At 64.2% G+C, this 14747-nt stretch carries 13 protein-coding genes; 5 read left to right on the top strand and 8 right to left on the bottom strand.

What is annotated here, in order from left to right; all coding sequences use genetic code 11:
* Window positions 1-17: 17 nt before the first annotated feature.
* The 6 genes from lon to BG457_RS04575 form a co-directional block, all read right to left on the bottom strand.
* Window positions 18-2423 (bottom strand): endopeptidase La, encoded by a 2406-nt coding sequence (gene lon / locus BG457_RS04600; protein WP_071795800.1) that lies wholly within the window; start codon window positions 2421-2423, stop codon window positions 18-20.
* 93 nt (window positions 2424-2516) lie between these two features.
* Entirely contained in the window at window positions 2517-3155 is a 639-nt protein-coding gene (locus BG457_RS04595; protein WP_071795799.1) for an FMN-binding negative transcriptional regulator, read from the bottom strand.
* Window positions 3156-3424: 269 nt separating this feature from the next.
* Window positions 3425-3766, bottom strand: coding sequence for a DUF2853 family protein (locus BG457_RS04590; protein ID WP_071795798.1), 342 nt, complete (start codon window positions 3764-3766; stop codon window positions 3425-3427).
* Between the two features lie 117 nt (window positions 3767-3883).
* Window positions 3884-5062 (bottom strand): lytic murein transglycosylase, encoded by a 1179-nt coding sequence (locus tag BG457_RS04585; RefSeq protein ID WP_071795797.1) that lies wholly within the window; start codon window positions 5060-5062, stop codon window positions 3884-3886.
* Window positions 5063-5152: 90 nt separating this feature from the next.
* Window positions 5153-6133 (bottom strand): glutathione S-transferase family protein, encoded by a 981-nt coding sequence (locus tag BG457_RS04580; protein ID WP_071795796.1) that lies wholly within the window; start codon window positions 6131-6133, stop codon window positions 5153-5155.
* An 84-nt stretch (window positions 6134-6217) separates the two neighbouring features.
* The gene (locus tag BG457_RS04575) at window positions 6218-7390 is read right to left on the bottom strand and encodes a MalY/PatB family protein (RefSeq protein WP_071796062.1); all 1173 of its coding nucleotides are present in this window, start codon (window positions 7388-7390) and stop codon (window positions 6218-6220) included.
* Window positions 7391-7490: 100 nt separating this feature from the next.
* Here BG457_RS04575 and def (BG457_RS04570) point away from each other — a divergent pair, with 100 nt between their 5' ends.
* From def (BG457_RS04570) to fmt, 3 genes are read left to right on the top strand one after another with little or no spacing between them, the layout of a single operon-like run.
* Complete coding sequence (gene def, locus BG457_RS04570; protein WP_071795795.1) at window positions 7491-8012, top strand: peptide deformylase; 522 nt, start codon at window positions 7491-7493, stop codon at window positions 8010-8012.
* Entirely contained in the window at window positions 8009-8506 is a 498-nt protein-coding gene (gene def, locus BG457_RS04565; RefSeq protein ID WP_071795794.1) for a peptide deformylase, read from the top strand. Before def (BG457_RS04570) ends, def (BG457_RS04565) begins: the two co-directional genes overlap by 4 nt.
* Before the next feature lie 17 nt (window positions 8507-8523).
* Window positions 8524-9426 (top strand): methionyl-tRNA formyltransferase, encoded by a 903-nt coding sequence (gene fmt / locus BG457_RS04560; protein ID WP_071796061.1) that lies wholly within the window; start codon window positions 8524-8526, stop codon window positions 9424-9426.
* Between the two features lie 52 nt (window positions 9427-9478).
* Here the strand turns inward: fmt and metK are convergent, their stop codons facing one another.
* Both metK and BG457_RS04550 read right to left on the bottom strand, forming a co-directional pair.
* On the bottom strand, window positions 9479-10645 hold the full coding sequence (gene metK, locus BG457_RS04555) for a methionine adenosyltransferase (RefSeq protein WP_071795793.1): 1167 nt from the start codon (window positions 10643-10645) through the stop codon (window positions 9479-9481).
* Window positions 10646-10766: 121 nt separating this feature from the next.
* On the bottom strand, window positions 10767-11495 hold the full coding sequence (locus BG457_RS04550; RefSeq protein ID WP_084657462.1) for an arylesterase: 729 nt from the start codon (window positions 11493-11495) through the stop codon (window positions 10767-10769).
* Between BG457_RS04550 and BG457_RS04545 the strand changes: the two genes are divergently transcribed.
* Complete coding sequence (locus BG457_RS04545) at window positions 11485-12189, top strand: ABC transporter ATP-binding protein (protein WP_071795792.1); 705 nt, start codon at window positions 11485-11487, stop codon at window positions 12187-12189. The two genes, BG457_RS04550 and BG457_RS04545, sit on opposite strands and share 11 nt — an antisense overlap.
* The gene (locus BG457_RS04540) at window positions 12186-14717 is read left to right on the top strand and encodes an ABC transporter permease (RefSeq protein WP_071795791.1); all 2532 of its coding nucleotides are present in this window, start codon (window positions 12186-12188) and stop codon (window positions 14715-14717) included. The genes BG457_RS04545 and BG457_RS04540 overlap by 4 nt, the downstream gene beginning before the upstream one ends.
* Window positions 14718-14747 lie beyond the last annotated feature (30 nt).

Below are 14747 nucleotides of genomic sequence, written 5' to 3'. Positions count from 1 at the left end.
CCGGCGCGGGTATCCTGTCAATGCGCCGGGCGCGATGTTTCCGGGGCCGTTTTGCCGGCCAGACGCGCCAGACGCGCGGCTTCTTCCGCCACATCGTCCCATTCAACCGGCTCTGGCGCGCGCACCAGTGCGTGTTTCAGAACCTCGCGTACATGGCTGACGGGGATGATCGTCAGACCCTGTTTCACATTATCCGGGATCTCGGGCAGATCTTTGGCGTTTTCTTCGGGGATAAGAACTGTCGTAATGCCGCCGCGGAGCGCTGCGAGCAGTTTCTCCTTCAGGCCCCCGATGGCCAGAACATTGCCGCGCAGGGTGACTTCGCCGGTCATGGCGATATCCTTGCGCACCGGAATTTGCGTCAGCACCGACACGATGGAGGTGACCATCGCGATGCCGGCACTCGGCCCGTCTTTCGGCGTCGCCCCTTCCGGCACATGGACGTGAATGTCCCATGCGTCGAATTTGGGCGGCGTCACCCCGATCTGCGGGGCGATAGACCGCACGAAGGAACTTGCCGCGTCGATGGATTCCTTCATCACATCGCCCAGCTTGCCGGTGGTCTTCATCCGGCCCTTGCCCGCCAGTTTCAGCGCCTCGATCTGCAGCAGATCGCCGCCCACGCTGGTCCAAGCCAGACCCGTCACCACGCCGACCTGATCTTCCTTCTCGGCCAGACCGAATTTGAAGCGCGGCACACCCAGGAAATCGGACAGGTTTTCTGCCGTCACCGAGACGCTTTCGGTATCCTTCTTGACGATCTTCGTTACCGCCTTGCGCGCGATCTTATTCAATTCGCGCTCAAGGTTGCGCACGCCTGCTTCGCGCGTGTAGCGGCGCAGGATTTCGGTGATCCCACTGTCTGCGATACTCAATTCGCCCTTGCGCAGCCCGTGATTCTTGATCGATTTCGGCAGCAGATGGCGCCGCGCGATTTCCAGCTTCTCGTCTTCGGTATAGCCCGAAAGCGGGATGATCTCCATCCGGTCCAGAAGCGGCCCCGGCATGTTATAGCTGTTGGCCGTGGTCAGGAACATGACATTCGAGAGGTCATATTCCACTTCCAGATAGTGATCGACAAAGGTCGCGTTCTGTTCGGGATCCAGCACCTCCAACATGGCCGAGGCCGGGTCGCCGCGGAAATCCTGCCCCATCTTGTCAATCTCATCGAGCAGGATCAGCGGGTTGGTGGTCTTGGCCTTTTTCAGCGCCTGAATGATCTTGCCGGGCATCGAACCGATATAGGTGCGCCGGTGGCCCCGGATTTCGGATTCGTCGCGCACGCCGCCAAGCGAGATGCGGATGAATTCGCGCCCGGTGGCCTTGGCGACCGAGCGGCCAAGGCTGGTCTTGCCCACGCCCGGAGGGCCGACAAGGCACATGATCGGGCCTTTCAGCTTGGCGCTGCGGGCCTGTACCGCCAGATATTCGACGATGCGTTCCTTCACCTTGTCGAGGCTGTAATGGTCGGCATCGAGGATTTCCTGCGCGCGGCCCAGATCCTTCTTCACCCGCGATTTCACGCCCCAGGGGATCGCCAGCATCCAGTCCAGATAGTTGCGCACGACGGTCGCTTCCGCCGACATGGGCGACATGGATTTCAGCTTCTTCAGCTCGGCTTCGGCCTTTTCACGGGCTTCCTTGCTGAATTTCGTGGCCTTGATCCGGTTCTCCAGTTCCGCGACTTCGTTCTGGCCTTCCTCGCCGTCACCAAGTTCCTTCTGAATGGCCTTCATCTGCTCATTCAGATAATACTCGCGCTGGGTGCGCTCCATCTGGGATTTCACGCGCGTCTTGATCTTGCGCTCGACCTGCAGGACCGACAATTCGCCCTGCATCAGCGTATAGATCTCTTCCAGACGCTGGGCCGTGTCATCGGTTTCCAGCAGCTTCTGTTTCTGGGCGACCGTTGCCCCCAGATGACCCGCCGCCAGATGCGCAAGCTCGGAGGCATTCGTGGCCTCCGCGATGGCGCCGATGGCCTCATCCGGGATGTTCTTGCGCACCTTGGCATAGCGCTCGAACTCGCCCTGAACCGTACGCATCAGGGCGGTGACGGCAGCCTCGTCGCCGGAAAGATCCGGCAGTTCGGTGGCTTCGGCTTCGAAATACTCCTCATTGCCGACAAACTCTGTCAGCCGGACCCGCGTGCGCCCTTCGACCAGCACTTTCACTGTGCCGTCGGGCAGTTTCAGAAGCTGCAGGACATTCGCCAACACACCGACGCGGAAAATATCATCCGTTTCGGGGTTTTCCTGAGTGTGGTCCTTTTGCGAGACGAGCAGGATCTGGCGATCCTCTGCCATCACCGCTTCCAGCGCGCGGACCGATTTTTCGCGCCCGACAAAGAGCGGCACGATCATATGCGGAAACACGACCATATCGCGCAGCGGCAGGACCGGGTAAGAGAGTGTCTGCGACATGCACTTCATCCTTTCATCTGCGCCATGCGTTTGGCGCCTTGCGTCCAATTTGTGCGCTGCAGCGCCGGGTTTCAAGCGCCAGCTTGCGCCAAGTCATTCAGAGGGCAGATCCCCGTCAGCCCTCCGGGCCATCTCATCTGCGATCCGGTGCGCCCCGGATGCCCGCAAGCCTTTGATGGCCCCGTCATAATCGCGCGCCTCGCGATTCTGACTGAGCTTCGACTTGGCCTCGATCCGGGTGGGCGTGATGCGGAAGGCGACGATGTTTTCCAGCATGGTGGCCATGTAATCGGCGGGCGCATCGCCCATCTTCCAGCCCGCATCGCCATTGACCCGGCGTTCATGCAGTCGCGTCAGAAGCCCCACCACCGCATGTTTGGCCTGCCGGTCATGCTGAAACCGGATCGTGCCATGCACATGCACCGTGACGTAATTCCATGTCGGCACATGGCGGTGATGTTCTTGCTTGCTGGGGTAGAAATTGGGCGAGACATAGGCATCCATGCTGGTGAAGATCGCCAGCACCTCTTGCCCGTCCGCAATGGTCTGGTGCATGTCATTGGCCTTGGCGACATGCCCGATCAGGCTGCCATCGGGCTTGGACAGAAGCGGGATATGATTGGCGAGAAGCCCGCTGGCGGTCTGCGCGACGATACAGGCCAGCGGTGCCGCGGCAATCACCTCGGAAATGCGTGTTGCATCGGTTTCTGCGAAATGTTCGGGCAGATACATGACAGGGGCCTGAGATCGGGGCGGGAATCTGTCCTGCCTAAGCGGCTGAGGGTGCAAGTGCAAGCGGGAGCATGCTTTGCTGCGGGCCTTCGTCGGGATGTGCTCGAAAAAAACGGGGACCGGCATGACCGGCCCCCCACTCACCCACGTGCCCTTCACGTCACGGGAAGAATCAAAGCGCCGGTCGTCCTGACCAGATGCCTCATGATCTCAGACCGCTGTCGCGCTGGCAACGGAAAGAAAGGTTGCATTTTAGCGTTCCGGCGGGTTCAGCCGTAGACACTTTCCTTGCCGAAACGCTTGGTCAGCAGGTAATAGACCACCGCGCGGTATTTGTTGCGCTCGGAGCGGCCATATTGCTCGATTACCGCGTCAATGGCGTCGTGCAGATCCTGGCCATCCGGCAGGCCAAGCTTCTTCATCAGAAAGCTGCGGCGCACAGTGTCCAACTCATGCTGCTGGGTCGCCGCGACCGTGGCCGCATCAGCGTCATAGATCGACGGGCCACAGCCGATTGTTACTTTCGTCAGAAGCGCCATATCCGGCTCGACCCCGCATTTCTCGCGCAGGTCACTTGCATAGCGTTCAATCAGTTCGTCACGACGTCCCATCGTTCTCTCCCAGTCCCTTGTTACGCACATAATTGTCATGCGCTGGTCGCGCATGACCGCAGAGTGGAAGAAAAACCGTCTGAAACCAAGAAAAAACAGCCTTGCAGGCGGTTTTCCTCAGAGCATCCGCAAAAGCTGCGGGGTGGGCCAGCCATCGGCGGGCAGGCCAAGCTGGGCCTGAACGTCCTGCACGGCGGCGCGGGTATTGGCGCCGAGGATGCCGTCAACCGCCCCCACATCGAAGCCGCGCTGGGTCAGGCGTTGCTGCAACTGGCGCATCTGGTCCTGATTGAGCCCGGTGTCAGGACTGCCCGCCTGATAGACCGGTGCGCCCTGCAGCCGGGTCGCAAAATAGGCGGCGGTGGTCACATAGATGAAGCTCTGGTTCCATTCAAACAGCACGCGATAATTGTGGAACACCATGAAGGCCGGACCGCGATGCCCCTGCGGCAGGATGATCGAGGCCTGCAGATTGCCCGAGGGCAGATTGCCATGGGTGGGGCGGATGCCCATTTGCGCCCAGTCACTGACAGAGCGCTGGGTGCGCAGCCCGGACTGGCGCAGATCAAACCCTTGCGGCAGCGCGACCTCGTGCATCCATGGCTCATTCGCCCGCCAGCCCTTGGCGCGCAGCATCGAGGCCCCGGACATGATCGAATCCGGGATGGACCGGCGCAGGTCAATGCGCCCGTCGCCATCGCCATCGACGGCGTGGTTGATGATGTCGGAGGGCAGTTTCTGCACCATCCCGATCTCGCCCGCCCATGCGCCCTGCATGGTGCGCGGGTCCAGATCACCGCGCCGGTGCATTTCCAGCGCCGCAAAGACCTGCGGGCGGAAGAGCGACGGACGGCGGCAGTCATGCGCCAGAGTGACCAGCGCATTCACCGTGTTGAAATCGCCCTGATTGGCCCCGAAATCGGTTTCGAACGCCCAGAAGGCCAGCAGGATGCCGGGCGGCACGCCGAACTGTGACTGCGCCCGGTCAAAGATCGCGCGATGGCGGTCGTAATTTGCGCGCCCCGCATTCATCCGGTTCTGCGAGATCAGCGCGCGCGAGAAATCGAGGAAGGGGCGCTGAAAGATGCCCTGACGCCGGTCGGCATTGATCACCGATTGATCGAACTGCACGCCGCGGAAGAAACCATCCACCAGCGCCCGGTCATAGCCACGCTGGACGGCCTCGGATTTCAGCCCTTCGACGAATGAGCCGAAATTGCCGCCGCAGCTCTGGGCGCTGGCCGCAGTGCCGAGCCCGAGGAAAAGACCTGTCGCCAGAACGGAAAGGATACGCATACTGCCCTCATCACAATGATTTTCCGGCACGTTACCGCAAGCGCGGCACATGGGGAATCGCTTTTGCGTGAGGAGGGCAGGGCGCGCGGCTCAGAGCGCCTCGCGCCCATGCGGTGCGGTGAAATCCAGCACCGGGTTGATCGGGATGATCCGGTTGGGGTTAATCGTGTCATGGCTGTAATGATAATGCCGCACGATATGGTCCAGATTGACCGTGCCCGCCACACCCGGATGTTGATAGAGATCGCGCGTATAAGCCCAGAGTGCGGGGTAATCCACGATCCGGCGGCGGTTGCACTTGAAATGCAGATGATAAACGCTGTCGAAGCGCACCAGCGTTGTGAACAACCGCCAGTCCGCCTCGGTCAGCCGGTCCGCGACCAGATAGCGCTGACCTTCCAGCCGCCCCTCCAGCCAGTCGAGCGCGTCAAACAAGGGCGCCACAGCCTTATCATAGGCATCCTGCGTGGTAGCGAAACCGGCCTTGTAGACGCCGTTATTCACCTCGGTATAGATGCGGTCATTCACCGCATCGATCTCGCCCCGCAGCTTTTCGGGGTAATAGTCATCCGAGTTCCCGGTCAGATCGTTGAAGGCGGAATTGAACATGCGGATGATCTCTGCGGATTCGTTCGAGACGATGGTCTCGCGCTCTTTGTCCCACAGAACCGGCACGGTCACCCGGCCCGAAACCTTCGGCGCGGCGCGGATATAGACCTCACGCAGGAACCTCGCGCCATGCAGCTTGTCGCCTGTCGCCCCGTCGTAATTCGTGGCAAAGGTCCAGCCTTCATCCAGCATCTCGGGATGCACGACCGAGACATCGATCAGCCCTTCCAGCCCTTTCAGCGCGCGAAAGATCAGCGTGCGATGCGCCCAGGGACAGGCGAGCGAGACATAGAGATGGTAGCGCCCGGCCGCGGCCTTGAAGCCGCCTTCGCCGCTTGGCCCGGCGCTGCCATCCGCCGTTACCCAGTTGCGGAATTTCGACGTGTCACGCTTGAAGGCGCCGCCGGTCTTTTTTGTGTCATACCATTCCTTCGACCATTCGCCGTCAATTAACTGGCCCATTGCAAAACTCCTTTTCCGTTCCCCTTCATCTGGCGCGGAGAGGCCGTCAGGGCAACATGCGCAGATGCGCAGGGGCTGTGCGGGCTATTGCAGATCGCCGAAAGCGCGCTGCAGGCGTGTCACCGCCTCTTCGACCAGAGCGCGCCGCGTGCCCAGATTGAATCGCAGCCAGCACTCGCCCCCGGTGCCGAAAGTCGGACCGTGATTGGCCGCAATTCCGGCGCCCTGTTCCACACGACGGGTAAACTCGGCAGGCGTCATGCCTGTTCCACTGAAATCCACCCATGCCAGATAGGTTGATTGCAGTTCCATCGAGCGCAGGCCGGGAATGGCATGGATCCCGGCATCGAAGATCTGCCGGTTGCCGTCGAGATAGGCGCAGAGCGCATCGACCCAAGCGGCGCCTTCGGGCGAATAGGCGGCCTGCACCGCCGCAGGGCCGAAGGAATTGGGGGAAATCCCGAAAGCCGCCATCGTGCCTGCGAATTGCTGCCGCAGACGGTCATCGGCGATGATGACATTGCCGCAATGCGTGCCTGCCAGATTGAAGGTCTTGGAGGCCGCCGTCAGCATCACCAGCCGGTCCGCAATCTCGGGCGCGGCGATGGGCATGGGGATATGGCGCTGCCCCGGCATCAGGAGATCATGGTGGATCTCGTCCGAGATCAGGAGCAGGTCATGGCGCGCGCAGAACTCGGCCAGGGCGCGCAATTCCTGCGCGCTCCAGACCCGCCCGCCGGGATTGTGGGGCGAGCACAGGACCACCATGCGCGTTTTCGCGTCGATCAGGGCGCTGGCCGCGTCGAGATCCATCTCGTAGCGCCCCTCGCGGTTCACCAGCGGCGATTCCACCACCTGCCGACCTGCAGCGGCAATGGTGCGCGCGAAAGCATGATAGACCGGCGTGAACAGAAGCACGCCATCCCCCGGCGCGGTCCATGTCTGCAGGCACAGCCCCACCGCATTGACCAGCCCATGGGTGGTGAAGATATGGCCAGGCTCGACGCTCCAGCCATGACGGTTCGCCATCCACCAGCAGATCGCGGCACGGTAGTCATCATCCAGACCGCCATAGCCATAGATGCCGTGATCAAGGAGCCGCTGCAGCGCGCTCTGTACCGCCTCCGGCGGGCGGAAATCCATATCCGCCACCCACATGGCGATCCCGTTCTCTGAGGACACGCCATAGCGCGCTTCCATCGCGTCCCATTTTATGCAGCCTGTGCCGCGCCGCTCGATGATCTGATCGAAATTCATCGCTGCCTCCGTTTTGCGGCCCAAGCTGACGCGAGGCGCGCGCGCGTGCAAGGCCAAAAGCCCATTGAACGGCGCTTTGGCTTGGCTTACATCGCGGATCATGAGTATCAAACCGATCCTGATCCACCCGGACCCGCGCCTCAAGAAGCTTTGCGCGCCGATCGAGGGCGTTTCGCCCGAAATCGGCAAACTGGCCGAGGATATGCTGGAAACCATGTATGACGCGCCCGGCGTCGGGCTGGCCGCGCCGCAAGTGGGCGTGCTCAAACGCCTGTTCGTGATGGATTGCGTCAAGGAAGAGGGCGCCGAGCCCCGCCCGATGGTGCTGATCAATCCCGAGATCATTGCGGCCTCGGAGGAGATGAACACCTATGAGGAAGGCTGTCTGTCCATCCCCGAGCAATATGCCGAAGTGACCCGCCCCAGAAGCGTGACCATGCGCTGGATCGGGCTGGACGGGAAACTGCAGGAAGCGGAATTTGACGGGCTCTGGGCCACCTGCGCGCAGCATGAGCTGGACCATCTGAACGGCAAGCTGTTCATCGACCATCTGGGCGCGATCAAGCGCGGCATGATCACCCGCAAGATGGTGAAGCTGAAGCGCGATCAGGCACGCGGGTGAGCGTGCGGCCCTGCATCCCATGGCCCGACACCCGGCTGCGCTCGGTGGCCGAGCCTGTGGCCGGGATCACCGATGCGGTCCGCGCGGTCTGGGCCGACATGATCGACACGATGGAGGCCATGCCCGGCGTGGGGCTTGCCGCGCCCCAGATCGGGGTGATGCTGCGCCTGGCGGTCGTGGATGCCTCGGAGCTGCGCGGGCAGGCGGTGCGCATGGCCAACCCGGAAATCCTGCATGCAAGCGTCAAGCTGCGGGAACATGACGAGGCCAGCCCCAACCTGCCCGGTGTCTGGGCGCGGATCGAGCGCCCCCGCGCGGTGACGGTGCGGTTTCTCAATGACGCGGGCGCGCTGGAAGAGCGCGATTTTGTCGGGCTCTGGGCGACCAGCGTTCAGCATCAGATCGACCATCTGAACGGGCGGATGTATTTCGATCATCTGAGCAAGACCCGCCGCGACATGCTCTTGCGGCGTGCGCGTAAGGTGCGTCAATGACGCACCCTACACCCCGTCTGCGCGTGATCTTCATGGGCACGCCCGAGTTTTCCGTCCCGGCGCTGGAGGCGATCCATGCGGCGCATGATGTGATCTGCGTCTATACCCAGCCCCCGCGCCCTGCGGGCCGGGGCAAGCAACCCCGTCCAACGCCAGTGCATCAGCGCGCAGAGGCACTTGGTCTGCCCGTCCGCCACCCCGCCAGCCTGAAATCACCAGAGGCGCAGGCCGGGTTTGCAGCACTCGCTGCGGATGTCGCCGTCGTCGTGGCCTATGGTCTGATCCTGCCGCAGCCGGTGCTGGACGCGCCGCGCCAGGGCTGCCTGAATATCCATGCCTCGCTGCTGCCGCGCTGGCGCGGGGCCGCGCCGATCCAGCGCGCGATCATGGCAGGCGATGCCGAGACGGGGGTCTGCATCATGCAGATGGAGGCGGGCCTCGATACCGGGCCGGTTCTGTTGTGCGCGAGGACGCCCATCACCGAAGCGGACACGAGCGCGGCGCTGCATGACCGGCTGTCGCAGATGGGCGCGCGGCTGATCCGAGAGGCGCTGGCCCGTCTGCCCGAGCTTGAGGCGGTGCCGCAACCCGAGAATGGCGTGAGTTATGCCGCCAAGATCGACAAATCCGAGGCGCGGCTGGACTGGACGCGCCCGGCAGCGGAGCTCGCGCGCCAGATCCGGGGGCTATCGCCCTTCCCCGGCGCCTGGTGCGAGACCCCTTCCGGGCGGCTGAAGCTGCTGGATGCGCGGGCCGTGGCGGGGCAGGGCGCACCGGGGCAGGTCTTGCATGGCCTGACCGTGGCCTGCGGAGAAGGGGCGCTGGAGCTGCGCGCCGTGCAGCGCGAAGGCAAACGGGCGATGGGCGCGGAAGAGCTGCTGCGCGGCTCGCCGGAGCTGGCGGGCACTGTCTTTTCGTAAGGTGCGTGCTCGGCACGCACCCGGACCGTGACAGCTGCCGATGATCCGCCCGTCACACGGCTTTCTTCAGCGCCTCGATCAGATCGGTTTTCTCCCAGGAAAACCCGCCATCCGCCTCTGGCTGGCGCCCGAAATGCCCGTAAGCCGCCGTGCGCGCATAGATCGGGCGGTTCAGCCCCAGATGCTCGCGAATGCCGCGCGGGGTCAGATCCATCACCTGCGTCACGGCGCGCTCGATCGCCTCATCCTCCACCGCGCCGGTGCCATGGGTGTCGACATAGATCGACAGCGGCTTGGCCACGCCGATGGCATAGGAGATCTGCAAGGTGCAGCGCTGCGCCATGCCTGCGGCCACGACATTCTTCGCCAGATACCGCGCCGCATAGGCCGCCGAACGGTCCACCTTGGTCGGATCCTTGCCCGAGAATGCGCCGCCGCCATGCGGGGCGGCCCCGCCATAGGTGTCGACGATGATCTTGCGCCCGGTCAGGCCCGCATCCCCGTCAGGGCCGCCGATGACGAAAGTCCCTGTCGGGTTGACCCACCATTCGGTTTTCTCGGTCAGCCAGCCCGCAGGCAGGACTTCGCGGATATAGGGTTCCACAATCGCGCGGATATCGTCAGAGCTCTGGTCTTCGCTTTCATGCTGGGTCGAGAGCACCAGCTGCGTGACCTCCACCGGCTTGCCGCCCTCATAGCGCAGCGAGAGCTGCGATTTCGCATCCGGGCGCAGGCTGGGCGCGGCGCCCGATTTGCGCGCCTCGGCCAGACGGCGCAGGATCGCATGGGCGTATTGGATCGGCGCGGGCATCAGATCCGGGGTCTCATCCACCGCATAGCCGAACATGATCCCCTGATCCCCCGCGCCATCGCGGTCCACGCCTTGGGCAATATGGGCGGATTGTTCGTGCAGGAAATTCAGCACATGGCAGGTGTTCCAATGGAACTTGTCCTGCTCATAGCCGATATCCTTGATGCAATCGCGCGCGATCTGCGGGATGCGGCCCATGTAATCCTTCAGCCGTTCCGGGTCCGACAGCCCCACTTCGCCGCCGATCACCACCAGCGAAGATGTCGCGAAAGTCTCGCAGGCGACGCGGGCGTTTTCTTCCTCGCCCAGAAGCGCATCCAGCACCGCGTCCGAAATCCGGTCGCAGACCTTGTCAGGGTGCCCCTCGGAAACCGATTCCGAGGTGAAAATATAGTTCTGTCTCGCCATGTCTGTCCTGCCCGCTCTGGGGTGCCGCACCCCGTTATCAGGGCCTGGCACCAGTCTGCAACACTCGCTAGCCCCCTTAGCAAGAAGCCTTCGGGGCTACAACCTCAGGCGGAGGCACGGGTCAATATGTCCCGTTCTCCAGCGATTTCAGGAAGGACAGTACCTCTGGACCCAGATGTTCGACGATCAGTTTCACCCCTTCCGCATTGGGATGAATATGATCATCCTGCATCAGATCGTTGAAACTGGCCCCGGCATCGGCCTTGTCGGTCATGGGCTGCATGAAATTCGGTACCATCGGCACATCGAACTGGCCTGCAAGATCAACATACATCCGCTCGAAGGCGAGCTTGAACTCGGGCCCGTAATTGCCCGGTGCGGGCAGGCCGATCAGCATCGCGGGGATCTCCTCGCGCTCCAGCCGCGCGAGGATCGCTTCCAGATTGGCCCGGCTCGCCGCCGGATCGAGACCGCGCAAGAGATCATTGCCGCCCAGTGTGACCAGCATGGCATCGACCGGCTCTGCGAGTGTCCAGTCCATCCGCGCCAGCCCGCCTGCAGTGGTGTCGCCGGACACGCCTGCATTGATCACCTCGACCTCCAGCCCGTTTTCGTGCAACCAGGCTTCCAGTTGCGGCACGAAACCGTCCTCTGTCGGCAGGCCGTAGCCTTGGGTCAGGCTGTCCCCCAGCGCCACCAGTCGCAGCGCTTCGGCGCTGACGGGCGCGACGGAAACACCAAGTCCCAGCGTAAATATCGTGAGCGCCGCAGTGCAGCGGTTGCCGAATGCGCGGGCGGCCCCATATGCAACATGAAACGGGTGAACGAGGAAAGCTGGAATGACGGACATGGTTCTCTCACTGAAAGATGTGGGGCTGACCCTGCAAGGCAATGCCGGGCCAGTGAGGATCCTGCGCGATATCACGCTTGATGTCGCAAAAGGCGAGACTGTGGGGCTGGTCGGGCCGTCCGGGTCGGGCAAATCCTCGCTCCTCATGCTTATGGGCGGGCTGGAGCGCGCCACGGGCGGGGCTGTCACGGCGATGGGCCATGACCTGACCACCCTGGGCGAAGATGCGCTGGCCCGGTTTCGTCGTCAACATATGGGGGTGGTGTTTCAGTCTTTCCACCTGATTCCGACGATGACCGCGCTTGAAAATGTCGCGACGCCGCTGGAACTGGCAGGCAGGCCGGACGCCTTCGAGCGCGCCGAGGAAGAATTGCGCGCAGTGGGTCTTGGCCACCGGCTGGACCATTACCCGGCGCAGATGTCCGGCGGTGAGCAGCAGCGCGTGGCGCTGGCGCGCGCCGCCGCGCCGCGTCCGGCGATCCTGCTTGCGGATGAGCCGACCGGCAATCTGGACGGCCCCAATGGTCAGGCGATCATGGACCTTCTGTTCGGTCTGCGCGACCGGCATGGCGCGACGCTGGTGCTGGTGACACATGCGCCCGATCTGGCAGCGCGCTGTGACCGGGTGATCCGTCTGGCCGATGGGCAGATCGCGGGCGAAGACCGTGCTGCGCGGGCCGAGGCCGCCGAATGAGCGCGGTTGCATGGCGCATTGCCCGGCGCGAATTGCGCGGCGGGCTGCGGGGCTTCTGGGTGTTTCTGGCGTGCTTGGCGCTGGGCGTGGGCGCGATTGCCGCTGTGGGCTCGGTGCGCGGGGCGATTGATGACGGGCTTGCGCGCGAAGGGGCAACGCTCTTGGGCGGGGATGCGGAACTGCGCATGACCTACCGCTTTGCGACGCCTGAGGAACGCGCCTGGATCGACGATTTCGCGGCGGAGGTGTCGGAAGTCGTCGATTTCCGGTCCATGGCTGTGACGGGCGCGGGCGAGAGCTCCGAGCGGTCGGTCACGCAGGTCAAGGGCGTGGACAGCGCCTATCCGCTGGTGGGCCGGGTCGGCCTTGCGCCCGAAATTCCGCTGGCCGAGGCGCTGGCCATGCACGACGGCCTGCCCGGCGGCGTGATGGAGCGTATCCTTGCCGAACGGCTGGGGCTGCAGATCGGCGATACTTTCCGCCTTGGCGTGCAGGAATTCCGGCTGACGGCCCATCTGACCCGCGAACCTGACGGGCTGGGCGCGAATTTCGGCTTTGGCCCGCGCACGCTGGTCCTGCGCGACGCGCTGGACGGCGCGGAACTCCTCGGCCCCGGCACGCTCTATGAGGTGAATTACCGCCTGCTCCTGCCCGGACAGGCGCTCGATGCCGCCCGCCGCGCTGCCAATGCCGAGTTTGACGGCGCGGGCGTGCGCTGGCGCGACAGCCGCAATGCCGCGCCCCAGATCCGCAACGTGATCGAGCGGGTGTCGTCCTTCCTTGTGCTCGTGGGGCTGGCGGGGCTTGCGGTGGGCGGGGTCGGTGTCTCTGCTGCGGTCCGCACCTATCTGGATGGCAAGACCAAGGTCATTGCCACGCTGAAAACACTCGGCGCGGAAAGCCGCATGATCTTCGCGGTCTATCTGATGCAGATCGGGGTTCTGACCGGCCTTGGGCTGGTGCTGGGGCTGGCGCTGGGGGCGATTGTGCCCTTTGCCGTCGCGCCGCTGGTCGCCGATCAGGTGCCGGTCGATCTGGAAATCGGGTTGCATCCGCGCGCGCTGATCGAGGCCGCGCTTTATGGTGCGCTGACGGCGCTGATCTTCACCCTCTGGCCACTGGCCCGCACGGAACATGTGCGCGCGGCGACCATCTTTCGCGGGGTTGCAGAGACCGCGAAGGGCTGGCCGCGCTGGCCCTATCTGCTGACGACCGGCGCGCTGGTCGCCGGGCTGGTGGGCATTGCCGCGAGTTTCGCCGCTGTCCCGCGTCTGGCCTTTGCGACCGCTGGCGGCGTGATGCTGGCGCTGGCGATCCTCGCGCTGGCAGCACTTCTGGTGCGGTCCCTGGCGCGCAGACTGGCGCGGGCCGGGGCTTTGCGCGGGCGCACCAGCCTGCGCATGGCGATGGGCGCCATCGGCAACCCGCGCGAAGGGGCAACAGCGGTGATCCTGTCGCTGGGGCTGGGGCTGACCGTGCTGGCCGCCGTGGGGCAGATCGACAGCAACCTGCGCCGCGCCATCGCCATGGACCTGCCCGACCGCGCGCCCAGCTATTTCTTCCTCGATATCCAGAACACGCAGCTGGAGGGCTTCCTTGCGCGGCTGGCCGAGGATGAGAATGTCGACCGCGTGGACACGGCGCCCATGCTGCGCGGGGTGGTAACTGAACTGAACGGCATACCGGCGCGCGAACACCCCGCGCGCGGCCATTGGGTGCTGCGTGGGGACCGGGGGATCAGCTATGCCGCGACCATGCCCGAGGGGACGCGGCTGACCGCCGGGGACTGGTGGTCCGAGGATTATTCCGGCCCGCCCCTGGTCAGCATGGGCGCGGAACAGGCGGGCGAGTTGGGGCTGGGTGTCGGCGATACCGTGACGGTCAATCTTCTGGGCCGCGATATCACGGCGGAGATCGCCAATCTGCGCGAGGTGGATTTCTCGACCGGGGGGATCGGCTTTGTGATGGTCATGTCGCCTGACCCGATCCGCGCGGCCCCGCATACCCATATCGCCACGGTCTATGCGCTGGAGGCCGCAGAGGGCGCGATCCTGCGCGATCTGTCGAACATGTTCCCCAATATCACCGCGATCCGCGTGCGCGAAGCCGCCGAGCGCGTGACCGAAGCGCTCTCCACCATGGCCACGGCCACAAGCTACGCGGCGCTGGCCACGCTGCTGACCGGCTTCGTGGTGCTGATCGGGGCGGCTGCTGCGGGCGAACGCGCGCGGGTGTTCGAGGCCGCCGTGATGAAGACACTCGGGGCCACGCGCCGCCAGATCCTGACCAGCTTCGCGCTGCGCGCCGGTCTGATGGGGGCGGCGGCGGGGCTGGTCGCGCTGGGGGCTGCGGCCTTGGCCTCCTGGGCGGTGATGCAGTTCGTGTTGGAATCGCGCTATGTGTTCGAGCCTGTCTCGGCCGTTGCCATCGTCCTGGGCGGGATTCTGGCCACGTTGCTGGCCGGTCTGGCCTTCGCCCTGCGCCCGCTGGCCGCGCGCCCGGCGCAAATCCTGCGTGCACAGGATTGACCTTCGCCCCTGTCGCGGTCATGGCTGCGG

This window comes from Natronohydrobacter thiooxidans, assembly GCF_001884735.1.
GTDB lineage: Bacteria > Pseudomonadota > Alphaproteobacteria > Rhodobacterales > Rhodobacteraceae > Roseinatronobacter > Roseinatronobacter thiooxidans_A.
Note: the sequence above shows the minus strand (reverse complement) of the source record. Positions and strands in the feature narration are given on the sequence as shown.

What these genes read in the sequence shown, in the direction of transcription:
- BG457_RS04545 (WP_071795792.1), top strand. Translation starts at nt 11,485, where the DNA reads ATGACGGACATGGTTCTCTCACTGAAAGATGTGGGGCTGACCCTGCAA.
- BG457_RS04575 (WP_071796062.1), bottom strand. Translation starts at nt 7,390, where the DNA reads ATGAATTTCGATCAGATCATCGAGCGGCGCGGCACAGGCTGCATAAAA.
- BG457_RS04550 (WP_084657462.1), bottom strand. Translation starts at nt 11,495, where the DNA reads ATGTCCGTCATTCCAGCTTTCCTCGTTCACCCGTTTCATGTTGCATAT.
- lon (WP_071795800.1), bottom strand. Translation starts at nt 2,423, where the DNA reads ATGTCGCAGACACTCTCTTACCCGGTCCTGCCGCTGCGCGATATGGTC.
- BG457_RS04595 (WP_071795799.1), bottom strand. Translation starts at nt 3,155, where the DNA reads ATGTATCTGCCCGAACATTTCGCAGAAACCGATGCAACACGCATTTCC.
- BG457_RS04590 (WP_071795798.1), bottom strand. Translation starts at nt 3,766, where the DNA reads ATGGGACGTCGTGACGAACTGATTGAACGCTATGCAAGTGACCTGCGC.
- def (WP_071795795.1), top strand. Translation starts at nt 7,491, where the DNA reads ATGAGTATCAAACCGATCCTGATCCACCCGGACCCGCGCCTCAAGAAG.
- BG457_RS04540 (WP_071795791.1), top strand. Translation starts at nt 12,186, where the DNA reads ATGAGCGCGGTTGCATGGCGCATTGCCCGGCGCGAATTGCGCGGCGGG.
- BG457_RS04580 (WP_071795796.1), bottom strand. Translation starts at nt 6,133, where the DNA reads ATGGGCCAGTTAATTGACGGCGAATGGTCGAAGGAATGGTATGACACA.
- BG457_RS04585 (WP_071795797.1), bottom strand. Translation starts at nt 5,062, where the DNA reads ATGCGTATCCTTTCCGTTCTGGCGACAGGTCTTTTCCTCGGGCTCGGC.
- metK (WP_071795793.1), bottom strand. Translation starts at nt 10,645, where the DNA reads ATGGCGAGACAGAACTATATTTTCACCTCGGAATCGGTTTCCGAGGGG.